General features: G+C 75.9%; 16 protein-coding genes. 6 read left to right on the top strand and 10 right to left on the bottom strand.

What is annotated here, in order from left to right; all coding sequences use genetic code 11:
* Positions 1-39: 39 nt before the first annotated feature.
* Positions 40-1,632, bottom strand: a complete 1,593-nt coding sequence (locus tag ACFCLZ_RS31145) for a PucR family transcriptional regulator (RefSeq protein ID WP_380281218.1) — start codon at positions 1,630-1,632, stop codon at positions 40-42.
* A 357-nt stretch (positions 1,633-1,989) separates the two neighbouring features.
* Between ACFCLZ_RS31145 and ACFCLZ_RS31140 the strand changes: the two genes are divergently transcribed.
* From ACFCLZ_RS31140 to ACFCLZ_RS31125, 4 genes are all read left to right on the top strand, one after another.
* Positions 1,990-2,877: an FAD binding domain-containing protein gene (locus tag ACFCLZ_RS31140; protein WP_380281217.1), complete on the top strand. Its 888-nt coding sequence runs from the start codon at positions 1,990-1,992 to the stop codon at positions 2,875-2,877.
* Positions 2,874-3,362, top strand: a complete 489-nt coding sequence (locus ACFCLZ_RS31135) for a (2Fe-2S)-binding protein (protein WP_380281216.1) — start codon at positions 2,874-2,876, stop codon at positions 3,360-3,362. The genes ACFCLZ_RS31140 and ACFCLZ_RS31135 overlap by 4 nt, the downstream gene beginning before the upstream one ends.
* A gap of 20 nt (positions 3,363-3,382) precedes the next feature.
* A complete protein-coding gene (gene pucD / locus ACFCLZ_RS31130) occupies positions 3,383-5,785 on the top strand; it encodes a xanthine dehydrogenase subunit D (protein WP_380281215.1) in 2,403 nt (800 codons plus the stop codon).
* Positions 5,786-5,997: 212 nt separating this feature from the next.
* Positions 5,998-7,302: an XdhC family protein gene (locus ACFCLZ_RS31125; protein ID WP_380281214.1), complete on the top strand. Its 1,305-nt coding sequence runs from the start codon at positions 5,998-6,000 to the stop codon at positions 7,300-7,302.
* Here the strand turns inward: ACFCLZ_RS31125 and ACFCLZ_RS31120 are convergent.
* A complete protein-coding gene (locus ACFCLZ_RS31120) occupies positions 7,284-7,580 on the bottom strand; it encodes a hypothetical protein (RefSeq protein ID WP_380281213.1) in 297 nt (98 codons plus the stop codon). The two genes, ACFCLZ_RS31125 and ACFCLZ_RS31120, sit on opposite strands and share 19 nt — an antisense overlap.
* A gap of 174 nt (positions 7,581-7,754) precedes the next feature.
* Here ACFCLZ_RS31120 and ACFCLZ_RS31115 point away from each other — a divergent pair, with 174 nt between their 5' ends.
* Positions 7,755-8,048, top strand: coding sequence for a hypothetical protein (locus ACFCLZ_RS31115; protein WP_380281212.1), 294 nt, complete (start codon positions 7,755-7,757; stop codon positions 8,046-8,048).
* Between the two features lie 29 nt (positions 8,049-8,077).
* Here ACFCLZ_RS31115 and ACFCLZ_RS31110 read toward each other — a convergent pair whose 3' ends face one another.
* Both ACFCLZ_RS31110 and ACFCLZ_RS31105 read right to left on the bottom strand, forming a co-directional pair.
* On the bottom strand, positions 8,078-8,734 hold the full coding sequence (locus ACFCLZ_RS31110) for a LysE family translocator (protein WP_380281211.1): 657 nt from the start codon (positions 8,732-8,734) through the stop codon (positions 8,078-8,080).
* 85 nt (positions 8,735-8,819) lie between these two features.
* Entirely contained in the window at positions 8,820-9,032 is a 213-nt protein-coding gene (locus ACFCLZ_RS31105; RefSeq protein ID WP_380281210.1) for a cold-shock protein, read from the bottom strand.
* Between the two features lie 135 nt (positions 9,033-9,167).
* Here ACFCLZ_RS31105 and ACFCLZ_RS31100 point away from each other — a divergent pair, with 135 nt between their 5' ends.
* On the top strand, positions 9,168-10,217 hold the full coding sequence (locus ACFCLZ_RS31100; RefSeq protein ID WP_380281209.1) for a helix-turn-helix transcriptional regulator: 1,050 nt from the start codon (positions 9,168-9,170) through the stop codon (positions 10,215-10,217).
* Here the strand turns inward: ACFCLZ_RS31100 and ACFCLZ_RS31095 are convergent.
* The 6 genes from ACFCLZ_RS31095 to ACFCLZ_RS31070 form a co-directional block, all read right to left on the bottom strand.
* On the bottom strand, positions 10,208-11,125 hold the full coding sequence (locus ACFCLZ_RS31095; protein WP_380281208.1) for an SDR family oxidoreductase: 918 nt from the start codon (positions 11,123-11,125) through the stop codon (positions 10,208-10,210). The genes ACFCLZ_RS31100 and ACFCLZ_RS31095 overlap by 10 nt on opposite strands.
* Positions 11,126-11,272: 147 nt before the next feature.
* Positions 11,273-11,689, bottom strand: coding sequence for a PIN domain nuclease (locus ACFCLZ_RS31090; RefSeq protein WP_380281207.1), 417 nt, complete (start codon positions 11,687-11,689; stop codon positions 11,273-11,275).
* Positions 11,682-11,879, bottom strand: coding sequence for a type II toxin-antitoxin system VapB family antitoxin (locus tag ACFCLZ_RS31085; protein WP_380281206.1), 198 nt, complete (start codon positions 11,877-11,879; stop codon positions 11,682-11,684). Before ACFCLZ_RS31085 ends, ACFCLZ_RS31090 begins: the two co-directional genes overlap by 8 nt.
* Before the next feature lie 78 nt (positions 11,880-11,957).
* Entirely contained in the window at positions 11,958-13,700 is a 1,743-nt protein-coding gene (locus tag ACFCLZ_RS31080) for an SDR family oxidoreductase (RefSeq protein ID WP_380281205.1), read from the bottom strand.
* Positions 13,697-14,566, bottom strand: a complete 870-nt coding sequence (locus ACFCLZ_RS31075; protein ID WP_380281204.1) for a M24 family metallopeptidase — start codon at positions 14,564-14,566, stop codon at positions 13,697-13,699. The genes ACFCLZ_RS31080 and ACFCLZ_RS31075 overlap by 4 nt, the downstream gene beginning before the upstream one ends.
* A 22-nt stretch (positions 14,567-14,588) precedes the next feature.
* Entirely contained in the window at positions 14,589-15,677 is a 1,089-nt protein-coding gene (locus tag ACFCLZ_RS31070; RefSeq protein WP_380281203.1) for a PDR/VanB family oxidoreductase, read from the bottom strand.
* Positions 15,678-15,731 lie beyond the last annotated feature (54 nt).

Here is a 15,731-nt window from a genome sequence, read left to right as displayed (position 1 = left end):
CATCCCGCTCCGGGGCCGCCGCCGTCGTGTGCGCGGGGCTCAGGCCAGTTCGAGTGCCAGGTAGAAGTCCACCCGGTCCTCCAGGCGGGAGAGGTCACGGCCCGTCAACTCCTCGATGCGGCCGATCCGGTAGCGCAGCGTGTTGACGTGGACGTGCAGCTGCGCGGCGCACCTGGTCCACGAGCCGTCCGAGCGCAGGAACGCCTCCAGGGTGCGGACCAGGTCCGCCTGGTGTTCGAGGTCGTAGGCGATCACGGTGTCCAGCAGCCGGCCGCGGAAGGCCCGGCGGACCTCGTCCGGGACGGCCGCCAGCAGCAGCACGTGCGAGGCCAGCTCCTCCGGCCCGGCCACGCAGACCCGGCCGACCCGGGCGGCGGCGATCCGGCGGGCGTGCCGGGCCTCCTCCAGCGCGCCGCGCAGACCGACCGCCTCGCGGGCGGGGGCGGAGACGCCGAGGGTGATCCGGCCCTCCGGGCCGAGCCCGGCCTCCAGCGGGGCGAGCAGTTCGCGCAGCGCCTCGGCGGGCACCGGGGCGTTTGTCGCGGGCATCACCACCACCGCGCCGGTCCCGTCCCCGGCGACCAGCGCCCGGTCGGCGGCGCCCCCCAGGGCCTCCTCCAGCACGGCCCGCACCACGCCCTCGGGCAGGCCGGCGCCCTCGGCGCTGAGCACCAGCCAGGCGTCGTCCCCCTGCTGCGGCCCGGGTCCGGGGCCCTCGGAGCGGACGGCCATCGCCGAGGACGCGTACAGGGTGCGGCTGATCTCGGCCGGGTCGGCGTCGCGCCGCAGCAGGGCCAGCACCTCGTCGGCGAGGCGGCGGCGCAGCCGGCGGCCCTCGTCGCGGCGGTGGCGCTCGGCGGCGACCAGCCGGGCGAGGTTCTCGGCGAGCTGCTGGCGCTTGGCGGTCCACTCGGTGACGTCGCCGGCCACCGCGAGCACCCAGTCGGCGAGCGCGGAGGGCGTGCCCGGGTCGGCGGGCGCGGGCAGCAGCGAATAGGCGCCGGCCGCCAGGCGGGCCCGGTACGGGGGGCGGCGGCGCCGGCCCTGGGCCGCGAGGTGGGCGCGGACCAGCTGGTCGCGGTCCTCGGCGGACAGCCGGTCGGCGGGGCCGGCGATCACCGCGCCGGTCGGGGCGAGCACCCAGCAGTCGAGGTCGAGGTCGCCGCCGAGCAGGTCCAGGACGGCGTCCAGGCCCCCGCCGCCGGCCGCCGACACCAGCATCCGGTGCCGGTCGACGAGGGCGGCCAGGTCGGCGGCCCGGTCGGCGGAGACCTGGCGGCCGACGAACTCGGTGACGGTGCCGAAGGCGATGTCGTCGGGCACGGCGAGCAGCGGCATCCGGTGCCGGCGGCAGGCCTCGACGAGGTCCTCGGGGACGGGGCCGACCTCGGCCTCGCCGGCCGCCAGGGCGACCGCGCCGCCGGCCGCGAGGGTGCGCACGAACCGCTCGGAGTCGGCCGGGGCGGAGCGCCAGAGCATGCCGGTGAGGACCAGTTCGCCGCCGTGCAGATACCGCCCCGGGTCGTGCAGGTCGGTCGTCATCACCCCGCTGACCTGCCGGTCCAGCTCCTCCTCGGCCGCGAGCAGGCGCAGGCGCGGGGCGCCGGGGGCGAGCAGGTCACGGACACGCATCCGCGGGCTCCTTAAGGGGCTGGTGGCTGAGGGTCGGGGGTGTTCCGGGGCGGTCGGGGTCACAGTGTGCCCGAACACCCGTGCCCGGCGTCACGCCCCGACGGCTGCCCGGATCGCGGGGCCGTGGCTCGGGAACCGCGGCCGGACTACGGTCGTAGGGGGGACCGCCGGCGCGGCCGGCCGCCGGAGTCGTCCCCGGCGCGGGCCCCTTGGAGGAACGTACAGGATGCCGGACGGCGGCGCCGCCGGGGCTTCATGCCATCGGTGACTGCCGGCGGCCCGGTCACCGAGGTTCACTGTCCACATGCCACCGGACACGCCCCGTGACCGGGACGGCGACGACGTGAGGAGGCCCGCATGGAGTTCCTTCGCCCCGCCACCTGGGACGAGGCGCTCGCGGCGAAGGCCGAACACCCGGCGGCGCTGCCCGTCTCGGGCGGCACCGACGTCATGGTCGAGCTGAACTTCGACGTGCGCCGGCCGCCCGCGCTCCTGGACCTGAACCGCGTCCGCGAGCTCACCGAGTGGTCGGAGGACGGCGCGGTGGTCCGGCTCGGCGCCGCCGTCCCCTACAGCCGGATCATCGCCGAGCTGTCCGGGCCGCTGCCCGGACTGGCGCTGGCCGCCCGCACCGTCGGCTCCCCGCAGATCCGCAACCGGGGCGGCGTCGGCGGCAACCTGGGCGCCGCCTCGCCGGCCGGCGACGCGCACCCCGCGCTGCTGGCGGCCGGCCGGGACGTGTTCGTCGAGGCGGCCTCGGTGCGCGGCACCCGGCTGATCCCGATCGACGACTTCTACGTCGGGGTGAAGCGCAACAGCCTGGAGGCCGACGAGCTGATCCGCGCCGTGCGGATCCCGGTCGCCGACGGCCCGCAGCAGTTCTCCAAGATCGGCACCCGCAACGCCATGGTGATCGCGGTCTGCGCGTTCGGTCTCGCGCTGCACCCGCGCACCGGCACCGTCGGCACCGGCATCGGCTCGGCCGCCCCCACCCCGCGCCGCGCCGTCGAGGCCGAGGAGTACCTGCGGGAGGTGCTCGCCGGACGCGGCCTGTGGGAGAGCGGCGGGCTGCTGGACGCCGAGGTGGTCCGGCGGTTCGGCGAGCTGGTCAAGGCCGCCGCCGCCCCGATCGACGACGTCCGGGGCACCGCCGACTACCGGCGGCACGCGCTCGCCGTGATGGCGCGGCGCACGCTCACCTGGACCTGGAACGACTACCGCCGGCAGATCGGGAGCGCGGCATGAGGGTCACGTTCACCGCCAACGGCAGGCCGGTCGAGGCCGACGACGTGTGGGAGGGCGAGAGCCTGCTCCACGTGCTGCGCGAACGCGTCGGCCTGCCCGGCTCGAAGAACGCCTGCGAGCAGGGCGAGTGCGGCTCCTGCACGGTCTACCTGGACGGCGTGCCGGTCTGCGCCTGCCTGGTCGCGGCCGGCCAGGCGCAGGACCGCGAGGTGCGCACCGTCGAGGGCCTCGGCACGGAGGACGGCGGGCTCGGCCCGGTCCAGCAGGCGTTCGTGGACGCCGGCGCCGTCCAGTGCGGCTTCTGCACGCCGGGCCTGCTGGTGCAGACCGACGCGCTGCTGGCCCGGGACCCGCAGCCCTCCGACGCGGACATCCGTGAGGCGCTGTCGGGCAACCTGTGCCGGTGCACCGGCTACGAGAAGATCATGGACGCGGTGCGGCTGGCGTCCGCCCGGGTGTGCGCCGGCGGGGCGGTGGCCGAATGAACGGCCGAATGAACGGCCGGATGAACGCGCGGACCGGCGAGGAGCAGCGGACCGGCCGGCGGACCCTGCGCGCGGAGAAGAACCTCCAGCAGATCCGGCAGGGCGGCAAGGACGGCGTCGGCGGCTCGCCGCTGCGCCCGGACGGCGCGCTGAAGGTGCGCGGCGAGTTCGCCTACTCCTCCGACCTGTGGCACGAGGACATGCTCTGGGGCACGGCGCTGCGCTCGCCGCACGCCCGGGCCACCATCCTGTCCGTCGACGTCTCCGGGGCGCTCGCCCTGCCCGGGGTCCACGCGGTGCTCACCCACGAGGACATCCCCGGCACCAAGTACTACGGGCTGGAGATCGCCGACCAGCCGGTCCTCGCGATCGACAAGGTCCGCCACCACGGCGAGGCGATCGCGCTGGTCGCCGCCGACCACCCGGAGACCGCCCGGCGCGCGGCGCGGCGGATCAGGGTCGAGTACGAGGTGCTGACCCCGATCGTCACCGAGGAGCAGTGCCTCGACCCGCAGACGTACGGCTACGTCCACGAGCCGCACGAGTACCGGTCGCACGCCCACGGCAACATCTGCCACGAGCAGCGGCTGGTCTGCGGCCTCGGCGTCACCGACGAGGTGCGGGCGAGGGCGGACGTCGTGGTCCGCGGCACCTACGAGGTCGGCATGCAGGACCAGGCCTTCCTCGGCCCGGAGTCCGGGCTGGCGGTGCCCGCCGAGGACGGCGGCGTCGACCTCTACATCGCCACCCAGTGGCTGCACGTGGACCGGCAGCAGATGGCGCCGGTGCTCGGGCTGCCGGAGGAGAAGGTCCGGCTCACCCTGGCCGGCGTCGGCGGGGCGTTCGGCGGCCGCGAGGACCTCTCGATGCAGATCCACGCCTGCCTGCTGGCGCTGCGCACCGGACGGCCGGTCAAGATCGTCTACTCCCGGGACGAGTCGTTCTTCGGCCACGTCCACCGCCACCCGGCGCGGATGACCTACGAGCACGGCGCCACCCGGGACGGCCGGCTGGTGTACTCCGACGCCCGGATCGTGCTGGACGGCGGCGCGTACGCCTCCTCCTCGCCCGCCGTGGTCGGCAACGCGGCCTCGCTGGGCAACGGCCCCTACGTGATCCCGAACGTGCGGATGCACGCCCTCGCGCTGTACAGCAACAACCCGTCCTGCGGGGCGATGCGCGGCTTCGGCGCGGTGCAGGCGGCGTTCGGCTACGAGACCCAGATGGACCGGCTGGCCGCCGCACTGGGCATGGACCCGGTCGCGTTCCGGCAGCTCAACGCCGTACGGCAGGGCGACCGGATGCCCACCGGCCAGGAGATCGACGCCCCCGCGCCGGTCGCCGAACTGCTGCGGCGGGTCAAGGACATGCCGCTGCCGCCGCCGCTGGACACCGAGGACCCGGACGTGCGGCAGCTGCCCGGCGCGCTGTCCAACACCTCGCACGGCGAGGGCATCGTGCGCGGCGTCGGCTACTCGGTCGGCATCAAGAACGTCGGCTACTCCGAGGGCTTCGACGACCACTCCACCGCGCGGGTGCGGCTGGAGGTGATCGGCGGCGAGCCGGTCGCCCTGGTGCACACCGCGATGGCCGAGGTCGGCCAGGGCGGCGTCACCGTGCACGCGCAGATCGCCCGCACCGAGCTGGGCGTCGAACAGGTGACCATCCACCCGGCCGACACCGGGATCGGCTCGGCCGGTTCGACCTCCGCCTCCCGGCAGACCTACATGACGGGCGGCGCGGTCAAGCTGGCCGCCGAGGCGGTCCGGCGTGAGCTGATCGACAAGGGCCGGCGCCGCTACGGCTGGACGCACCACGACCTCACGCTCGCCGGCGGCATGGTCGTCTCCGCGTCGGCCGGGCCGCTGGTCCCGATGGCCGACCTGCTCGGCGACGAGGCGATCGACCTGACCCGCGAGCACCACCACCGCCCCACCGTCCCGTTCGACCCGGAGACCGGCCAGGGCTTCGGCCACGTCCAGTACAGCTTCTGCGCCAACCGCGCGGTGGTCGACGTGGACGTCGAACTGGGCCTGGTGAAGGTGGTCGAGCTGAGCGCCGTCCAGGACGTCGGCAAGGCGCTCAACCCACTGGCGGTGGTCGGCCAGATCCAGGGCGGCTGCACCCAGGCGCTCGGGCTCGCGGTGATGGAGGAGATCATCGTCCGGGACGGCGAGGTGCGCAACGCGTCCTTCACCGACTACCTCATCCCGACCATCCTGGACACCCCGCCGATCCCGGTCGAGATCCTCGAACTGCCCGACCCCAACGCCCCGTACGGGCTGCGCGGGGTCGGCGAGGCGTCGACCGTCTCGGCCACACCGGCCATCGTGGCGGCCATCCGCGACGCCACCGGCCTGGCGCTGAACCGGATCCCGGTGCGGCCCGAGCACCTGACCACCGAGCGGCCCGGGGCGCGGTAGGCGGCGCCCGGTTCCACGGGCACCGCGGTGCGCCGCGTCCGCCGGCGGCTTCGCGCCCGCCCGCGCCGGGTCCCGGCCGGGCGTGCGCGCAAACCCGCCCGCCGCAGGTACCGCCGCCGTGCGGGATCGTTCTCCCGTACAGCGGCGGGTCCCGGCGAGTGCCCCCCGGCACCCGGTTCGCCTACCCTCGAAAGCGCGAAGGAGCTCCCGTCATGCAGGACATCGCCGAGCAGCTGCTGGCCTGGCACGCGTCCGGCCGCTCCTTCGCCGTGGCCACGGTCGTCGGCGTCACCGGCAGCGCCCCGCGCGACCCGGGCGCCGCGCTCGCCGTCGACGCGGCCGGCGAGGCCGTCGGCAGCGTCTCCGGCGGCTGCGTCGAGGGGGCCGTCTACGAGCTGTGCCGGGCCGCGCTCGCCTCCGGCGAGCCGGTGCTGGAGCGGTTCGGCTACAGCGACGAGGAGGCCTTCGCCGTCGGCCTGAGCTGCGGCGGCGTCCTGGACGTCTTCGTCCAGCCGGTCGTCCCCGGCGCCGACCCGGCGCTCGACGCGGGCATCGCGCTCGTCGCCGCCGGCACCCCCGTGGCGCTCGCCCGGGTCGTCGCCGGACCGGCCGGGCTGCTCGGCGCCACCCTCGCCGTCACCGCCGGCGCCCACCACGGCGCCCTCTCCCCCGCCCGCACGGTGTCGGCGGCGCTGGAGCGGGCCGCCGTCGCCGAGGCGCGCGCCATGCTCGACGCCGGGCGCACCGGCCGGCTCGTCCTCGGCCTCGACGGCCGCCCCTGCGACGAGCGCCGGCGGGGCACCGTCACCCTGTTCGTCGAGTCGTACGTGCCCGCGCCCCGGATGCTGGTGTTCGGCGCGATCGACTTCGCCGCGGCGGTCGTGCGGATCGGCAAGTTCCTCGGCTACCACGTCACCGTCTGCGACGCCCGGCCCGTCTTCGCCACCGACCGGCGCTTCCCCGGGGCCGACCGGGTCGTCGTCGACTGGCCGCACCGCTACCTGGACTCCCAGCTGGACCGGCTGGACGGCCGCACGGTGCTCTGCGTGCTGACCCACGACGCCAAGTTCGACCTCCCGCTGCTGGAGCGCGCGCTGCGGCTGCCGCTCGGCTACGTCGGCGCGATGGGCTCGCGCCGCACCCACCGCGAGCGCGTGGCCAAGCTGCGCGCGGCCGGGCTGACCGAGGCCGAACTCGCCCGGCTGCACTCCCCCATCGGCCTGGACCTCGGCGCGCGCACCGCCGAGGAGACCGCCGTCTCGGTCGCCGCCGAGATCGTCGCCCACCGGCGCGGCGGCGGCTGCCTGCCGCTCGGCGCCGGGGACGGGCCGATCCACCACGACCTCGCGGACCTCCCGGCGGGCGATGCGGCGGGCGGCGCGGCGGGCGGCGCGGCGGGCGATGCGGCGGACATCCCGGCGGACGGCGCGGGCGGACGGCGCGGGCGAGCGGCGACCCGGCCCGGCGCGCGAGCCGCACGCGGCCCGGGCGGGACGGCTCAGCTCACCACGTTGTAGGCCTCGCAGATCAGCGGCGGGGCGGTCGCCATACCCACCTCGCGGAGGATCGGCATCAGCACCGCCGCGAAGTGCTCGAAGGCCTCCCGGGACTCCCAGACGTCGGTGACGTGCCAGCCCCCGTCGTCCGGCAGCGGACCGGCCGCGTGCAGCAGCAGACCGCGCACCGGCCAGTCCTCGGGCCGGTTCAGCCCCGTGCCGCCGGTCAGCCGGTCCACCGACTCCTCGTACTGCTCCCGGGTGACCCCGGGGAGGTCGAACACCACGATGATCGCCATGGGGCGGCTCCTGTTCCTGCCGACGGTCCGTAGCCGCTCGGTCGCCTCCCAGTGCAGCCCGCGCGAGGGGGTACCGGCCATTCCGGTACCGCCGAACGGGTGAAATTGCGGGCCCCCGGCGACGGCGGGAGGCTGGAGGCGAGGACTCGCCAGAGCCCGGGAAGGGGCACCGCCATGCGCGCGCTGCTGGAGATCGAACTCGACACCCCGACGACCAACCGGGCCGTCGCCGACGGCGCCGTCGCGGAGAGGTTCGACCGGATCATGGCCGACCTCAAGCCCGAGGCCGCCTACGCCTTCCCCCGCAACGGACGGCGCTGCCAGATCATCGTGGTCGACGTCCCCGACGAGGCCGCCGTCGTGGCGATCTGCGAGCCCTTCTGGCTGGAGTTCAACGCCCACGTCGACCTGCACATCTGCATGGACCCGGAGCAGTTGGGCGAGGGCCTGAGGCGGCTGGGCCGCTGAGCCCGCCCGCGGTCCCGACCGGCCGGCCGCTAGTCGGAGACCGCCAGCTTCACGCCGAACCCGACCACCACCACACCGGTCACCCGGTCCATCGCCCGGCGCGCCGCCGGGCGGCGCAGCCAGCCGCGCAGCGCCCGGGCGAAGCCCACCAGCACCACCGACCAGAGCAGCCCCTCCAGCACGTGCACGCAGGTCAGCGCCACCCCGGCGGCGAAGTGCGGCGCCCCGGCCGGAATGAACTGCGGCAGCACCGCCACGTAGAAGACGCCCACCTTGGGGTTGAGCAGATTGGTCAGCAGGCCGCGCCGCCAGCCGGCCGCCAGGCCGCCCGCCGGGGCCTTCCCCTCGTCCGCCGCGGACTGCGGCTCCTGCTCGTCCCTAGCACCGTCCCCGTCCCCGGCCCGGGCCCGGAGCATGCCGATCCCCATCCACACCAGGTAGGCGGCGCCCGCCCAGCGCAGCACCTCGTAGCCGACCCGTGAGGCGGTGAGCAGCGCCGTCACACCGGCCGAGGTGAGCGTCCCCCAGAGCAGCGTGCCGGTCTGGATCCCGAGCACCACGCCCCAGGCCCGCCGCCGATGGCCCAGCGCCGAGGTCCGCAGGATCAGGGCGGTGTCCAGCCCCGGGGTGAGCGTCAGCAGTCCCACGACGAGGGCGAAGGACCAGAGGGCGGCCGTCATTTCCATGGCCCGATCGTACGGGGGCGGGACCCGCTCGCCGCACGGGTTTTCGACCTGCGGGTCCTTCCCGGGAGGACGTCCGGCGGTGGGGTCAGGCCAGCCGCCGCACCCGCTCGGCGACCCGGCGGCCCTCCTGCTCGGTCGGGTCGTACTCCACCCGCTGGCCCTCGGCCAGCGCCCGCTCGCCGCCGCCAGCCGTCAGGATCGAGTCGACGTACACGTACAGCGGCGGGCCGTCGTCGTCGGGGGCGATCAGGCCGTACCCGTGGTTCGCGTGGTAGGACTGCACGGTGCCGGTGGCCATCGGTTCTCCTCGGGTCCGGTGGTGGGCGCGTGGGCCGCGACTCCCCCCGGCTCTCCATGATCGGTGCTGGACCGGCCGGACGCGCGCCCCGGCCCCGGGACGCGCGCCGGCCCCGGACGGAAGGACGGTCGGCCGATGCGCACGGCCCGGGCGATCTCCCTGCTCCTGCTGCTCCAGGCCCGCCGCGCCATGACCGGCGCCGAACTGGCCGCCGAGCTGGAGGTCTCCGAGCGCACCGTGCAGCGCGACGTGCTGGCGCTGGCCGAGGCCGGCGTCCCGGTGTACGCCGACCGCGGGCGGGCCGGCGGCTACCGGCTGCTCGACGGCTACCGCACCCGGCTGACCGGCCTCGACCGGGCCGAGGCGGAGGTGCTGCTGCTGGCCGGCCTGCCCGGGCCGCTCGGGGACATGGGCCTCGCCGACCCGGCCCTGGCCGCCCGGCTCAAGGTGGCCGGGGAACTCGGCGAGGCCCCCGCCGCCGGGGCCCGGCGGTTCCACCTGGACGCGCCCGGGTGGTTCCGCGACGCGCCCGTGCCGCCGCTGCTGGCCGAGGTCGCGCGGGCGGTGTGGGGCGGGCTGGTGCTGCGGGTGCGCTACCGGCGGCGCCCCGCCGCGGGCGCGGGCCCGGATCCGGTCGAGCGGGTGCTGCGGCCGTACGGGCTGGTGCTGAAGGCGGGCGCCTGGTATCTGGTCGCCCGGCCGGACGGCGGCAGCGGAGGCAGCGGTGACGGTGGCGGCCACGGTGGCGGTGGCGGTGGCGGCGGCCACGGCGACCACCGGGTGTACCGGGTCGACCGGCTGGCCGCCGCCGAGCCGCTGGCCGACCGGCCGTTCGCCCGCGACGAGGCGTTCGACCTCGCCGCGTTCTGGGCCGCCCAGGCCGCCGGGTTCGCCCGCTCACTGCTGCGGGAACGGGTGACCGTCCGGCTCAGCCCGCACGGCCTCGACCGGCTGCCGCACCTGCTCGAACCGGTCGCCGCCGAGGAGGCGCTCGCCACCGCCGGCCGGCCGGACGGGCACGGACGGGTGACCGTCCGGCTGCCCGTGGAGTCCCTGGACGTCGGCTACGAGGACCTGCTGCGGTTCGGACCGGAGGCCGAGGTGCTCGAACCGCCGGAACTGCGGCGGCGCCTCGCCGAGGCGGCGGCCCGCGCCGCCGCCCTCTACGGCCCGCCTCAGCGGTAACCGGCCGGGTCCACCGGACCGTCCGCCGCCTCCACGTCCACCAGGTAGCGCCAGGAGTCCGGGCGGCTGCCGTCCACATCGGTGAAGCCGTACTCGCCGGCCAGGGCACCGCTGGAGAGCGAGCCGCCGTTGAACCGCGCCACCTCGGGATCGGCCGCCAGCGCGACCACCGCGCGCCCGACGTACGCCGGGGACTCCGAGATGCCGAACTGCGGCTCCGCCGCCGTCGCCTCGCGCCAGGTCCCCTCGGTGACGCCGAAGTGCTCCAGCATCATCTCCGACCGCATCCACCCCGGCGTCAGCGCCACCGCCGTCGCCCCGCGCGGGCCCAGCTCGTGCCCCAGCGCGAAGGCCATCCGCAGCACGGCCGCCTTGGCGACGTCGTAGAAGAAGGAGTTCCGGTAGCGGGTGGCGTTGTACTCGGCGGTGCCGTCCGTCATCTCCACCACCAGCCCGCCCGGGCGGCGCAGCAGCAGGGGCAGCAGGTGGTGACTGGTGATCGCGTGCGTCTCGACGGCCAGCCGCAGCAACCGCAGCCCCTTGTCCAGGTCGTGCTCCCAGACCGGGCTCTCCCAGGCGAACAGCTGCTCGCCGCCCCAGATGTCGTTCACCAGGATGTCCAGCCCGCCCTCTTCGGCCTCAACCCGCGCGGCCACCGCCGCCACCTCGGCCGGCACCAGGTGGTCGGCGCGCACCGCGATCCCCCGCCCGCCGGCCGCCGTCACCAGCTCCGCCGTCTCCTCCAGGGTCTCCGCACGCCCGTACTCGCCCCGGTGCCCCCCGGCGCTGCGCCCCGTCCCGTACACCGTCGCCCCGGCGGCCCCCAGCGCCACCGCGATCCCCCGCCCGGCCCCCCGGGTGGCCCCCGCCACCAGCGCGACCCTGCCCTTCAGCGGCTGCTCCGTCATCCCTCGCCCTTCCTCGCGATCGGCGGTGTCTCCACCCGTCACCACCGATGCTCCCCCGGAATCCCGACACCTCCTGTCGGGATTCCGGGGCAACGCGGACGGGAACCGTGGAACGGCGCGCCGAGGGCGGCGCACCTCAGCGGGACCTCAGTCCGCCGAACCCGCCGGGGCGACCCACCGGGTCGGCTGACCCGTCACGGCGGCGATCATGTCGTAGTCGCCGTCGTAGTGCAGGACAGTCACGCCGTGGCGCTCGGCCGTCGCGGCGACGACCAGGTCCGCCACCGAGAGGGCCCGCCAGTTGCCGGCCGCCGTCAGCAGGGCCTGGACGTCGATCGCCCGGTCCCACACCTCGTCCGGGGTCGCCAGCCAGTCGAAGCCGGACAGACCTTCGCGGATCCGGTCGGCGTCGCTCTTGGACCGCGCACTGTGCATGATTTCGAGTTCGACGGCACCGCAGAGCGCGAGCCGCCCTTCGTTGAACAGCCGGTCGACGACGACCCGGACCGCCGGCTTGGTGTAGCGGGCGAAAGCCGACTTGTCGATCAGGAAGCGCTCACTCACCCTTGTCCACCGGTCCGGTGAGATCGGGCAGCCCGCCCTCGGCGAGCCAGGCGAGGAACTCCCTGCCCTTGCGACGCTTGACGGCGTCCTCGAGGGCGGCGTTGACGGTCGCGACCTTGGTCGACGTGCCGAAGATCTCTGCGGCCTCGGCCAGCAGGGCGTCGTTGACGTCTATCACGGTACGGGTCATGGTCGACCTCCCAGAAGCAGCGCAAGGCCTGTGATATCGGATTCGAGCCTATCCGATATCACAGGCCCGCGGGGCCGCTCAGGTGACGTCGAGGCGGGCGGCGAGGCGCAGCAGGCCGGGGGCGAGGCGGCTGAGCAGGCGGGCCGCCTTGGCCTCGGGAGTGACGGGGACGACGGGCTTGCCGGTGCGGACGGCGGAGAGGATGGCGGTGGCGACCTTCTCCGGCGGGAAGCCGCGGCGGGCGTAGAGGCGGGCGGCGCGGGCCTGCTTGGCGGCCTGCTCGTCGGCGGTGCTGGCGGAGAAGGTGGAGGTGCGGGTGATGTTGGTGTTGACGATGCCGGGGCAGATGGTGGAGACGCCGATGCCGTGGCCGGCGAGTTCGGCGCGCAGGCAGTCGGAGAGCATGAAGACCGCGGCCTTGCTGGTGGCGTAGGCGGTCAGCGCCTTGGACGGCAGGTAGGCGGCGGCGGAGGCGAGGTTGACGATGTGGCCGCCCTCGCCGCGCTCGGCCATCAGGGTGCCGAACGCGCGGCAGCCGTGGATGACGCCCCAGAGGTTGACGTCCAGGACCCGCCGCCACTCCTTCTCCGTGGTCTCCAGGAAGGTGCCGGAGTGGCCGATGCCGGCGTTGTTGACGACCACGTCGGGCACGCCGTGCTCGGCCGCGACCTGCTGGGCGAAGGCGTCGACGGCGGCGCCGTCGCCGACGTCGACCCGGTAGGCGTGCGCGGGCGGGCCGATCAGGGCGGCGAGTTCGGCGGTGCGGCGGGCCGCGTCGAGGTCGAGGTCGCAGACCACCACCCGGGCGCCCTCCTCGGCGAAGGCGAGCGCGGTGGCCCGGCCGATGCCGCTGCCGCCTCCGGTGACGACGACCAGCCGGCCGTTGTCGGGCGTGCCCGCGCCGGCGGCGGGGCGGTCGGTCTCGCCGGCCTCGGTGCGGGCGACGTGTTCGCGGACCAGGGCGGCCACCGTGGTTCCCTTCTCCAGCAGCGCGGACCAGTGGGTGGCGCGCAGGGTGCGGCGGGTCAGCCTGGGCACCCAGCGCTCCAGCCCCTCGGAGAGGAAGCCGCCGACGTAGCGGTCCTCGGTGAGGGTGATCAGCTGGACCGGCACCTCGGTGGGGCGTTCGCGCGGGTGGCGCAGGGCGGGGCGCATGTTGGCGCGGTAGAGCTCGATGCCGCGCACCGCGTCGCGCCGCAGGCTCGGCTGCGGGTGGCCGGGGCGCGGGGTGACGCCCTCCAGGTCGCGCAGCACCCGGGGCCAGGCGCGGGCGAGGCCCAGCCGCCAGACGCCGGGGGCGAGGAACGGCAGGTGGAAGGCGGTGATGTACCAGGAGTGGGCGCCCTGGGAGAGCAGTTGCCTCAGGTGGCGCGGGGTGGGGCGGCGCAGGCGCTCGCGCAGCCAGAAGGCCGTGTGGTCGAGGCAGGGCCCGGACATGGTGGTGTAGGAGGCGAGGCGGCGTTCGGCACCGGGGGCGGTGACGGCCTCCCAGGACTGCAGCGAGCCCCAGTCGTGGGCGGCGACGTGCACCGGGCGGTCGGGGCTGACGGCGTCGGCGACGGCGAACAGGTCGGCGGCGAGCTGCTCCAGGCGGTAGCCGGAGCGGTCGGCGGGGACGCCGGAGGCGCCGGCGCCGCGCACGTCGTAGCGGACCACGTGGTGGTCGCGGGCGAGGTCGGCGGCGACGTCGTCCCAGACGGCGTGGGTGTCGGGGTAGCCGTGGACCAGCAGGACGGTGGGCGCGGACGGGTCGCCCTGCTCGTGGACGGCGAGCGGCAGGCCTCCGGAGTGGACCGTGCGGCGGCGGACGGGGGTGCTCATCGGGCGGCTCCCTCGGGGGCGTTGACGGTTGCGGCAGCGACAGTGTTCCAGCGGCGGACGTGCGGGAGGTCGTCGTCGAGCCAGTAGGCGTCGTCCTCCGTCACCACCAGCAGCTCCTCGAACTTGATGCCGGTCTCGCGGAACCCGATGTGCGGCTCCACCGCCCACAGGCCCGGGGTGGGCGCGTGCCGGGAGGAGCGGCCGTCCGCCCAGAGCGGGGAGCGGCCGTGCAGGCGCTCGCTGACGAGTTCGCGCCCGAGCGTCTGGAGGGTGCGCACGCCGAAGCCGAGGACGTTCACCCCGGCCGGGCCGCGGGCCGTCGTCCGGGTGACCTGATGGCCGATCACCCGGCCCGGGTAGACCCGGTGGCGGTTGTCGTAGCCGTGCGCCTCGATCTGCGCGTCGACGGCCGCGTACACCTCGGTGAGCGGCTTGCGGGCGCGGACCTCGGCGAGGATCAGCTCGCGGTAGACCCGGAGGTCGGCGGCGAGGCGGTCCCAGACGCGGTTCTCGCCGACCTTGCCGCCGTAGCCGATGTCGGCGGTGTAGCCGTCGACGACGGGCGCGCAGTCCAGCACGTAGGGCATGCCCTCCTGGAGGCGGCGCTTCCCGGCGAAGAACTGCAGCGGGGTGTGGAAGTGGCGCAACGCCGTCCGGTCGCCGAACCAGGCGAAGGGGACGTGGAAGAAGTCCTGCACGCCGGCGGCGACCAGGCGGCGGCGCAGCTCGGCGGTGGCCTGGCGTTCGGTGACACCGGGTTCGATCCAGGCGGCGACCTGCTCGGCGCAGTCGTAGGCGAGCTGCTGGGTCTCCCGGAAGCGGGCGAGGTCGCGCCCGGTGAACGGGAAGGCGGGGGTGCGCGGCACGGCGGGGCTCCTTCTGGGGTCGCTACAGGTCGAGGACGAGGGTCTCGCCCTCGGCGGCGCGGGAGACGCAGGGCAGCAGGGCGCCGGCGGCGCGCTGGTCGGGGGTGAGGCGGCGGTCGCGGTGGTCGGGGGCGCCGGCCAGCAGGCGGACCTCGCAGGTGCCGCAGAAGCCCTGCCGGCAGGAGTGGGCGAGGTCGGGGCGGGCCTCGCGGAGCACGTCCAGGGCGGAGCGGTCCGCAGGGACGGCGAGCTCGGGGCCGTCGGCGCCGAGGCGGACGGTGAACGGCTCGCCGTCGGTGACCGGGGCGGCGCCGAAGCGTTCGAAGTGCAGGGCGGCGGCGGGCGAGGCGTCGAGCGCCTGCCGCACGGCGGCGAGCATCGGGGCCGGGCCGCAGCAGTAGACGGCGGCGCCGCGCGGGGCGTGGGCGAGCAGTTCGGCGCCGGTGGGCGGGCCGCCGTGGTCGTCGTCGGTGCGCAGCCGGACCCGGCGCGGGTCGAGGGCGCGCAGTTCGGCGGCGAACGGGAGGGTGTCGGCGCTGCGGCCGGTGTGCACCAACTGCCAGTCCAGGCCGATCCGTCGGGCCTCGCGGGCCATCGGGAGCAGCGGGGTCACGCCGATGCCGCCGGCCAGCAGCAGGACGGCCGGTTCGGTGCAGAAGGCGAAGCCGTTGCGCGGGCGGCGGGCGGTGAGCCGGGTACCGGGGTGGACGGTGTCGTGGACCTCGACGGAGCCGCCGCCCCCGTCGGACAGGCGACGCACGGCGATCCGGTAGGCGGCCCGGTCGGCGGGGTCGCCGCAGAGCGAGTAGTGGCGTTCGCGGCCGGAGGGGAGGGTGAGGCGCAGGTGGGCGCCGGGCTGCCAGGCCGGGAGGAGGCCGCCGGAGGGATCGGCGAGCGTCAGTTCGACGGCGTCGGCGGCGACGGCGCGGCGGGCGGTGACGACCAGCCGCAGCGCCGGGGTGGGACGGCTCGGCGGGCGCCGGGGGTTGCGGCGCAGCAGCGGGCCGCCCAGGGCCGGGCTGTAGCGGTCGCCGAACGCGGTGAGGAAGCGGAAGAAGGTGTCGGCGCGCGGGCGGCCGTAGAGGTCGGGGGGCGGGGTGCGCAGGTCCATCCGGCGGGGTCCTTGGGGGCTCGGGTCTCGGGTGGTGCGGGCTCGGGTCCGGTG

Origin of the sequence: Kitasatospora purpeofusca, from assembly GCF_042691725.1 — a bacterium.
Taxonomy (GTDB): Bacteria; Actinomycetota; Actinomycetes; order Streptomycetales; family Streptomycetaceae; genus Kitasatospora; species Kitasatospora purpeofusca_B.
Note: the sequence above shows the minus strand (reverse complement) of the source record. Positions and strands in the feature narration are given on the sequence as shown.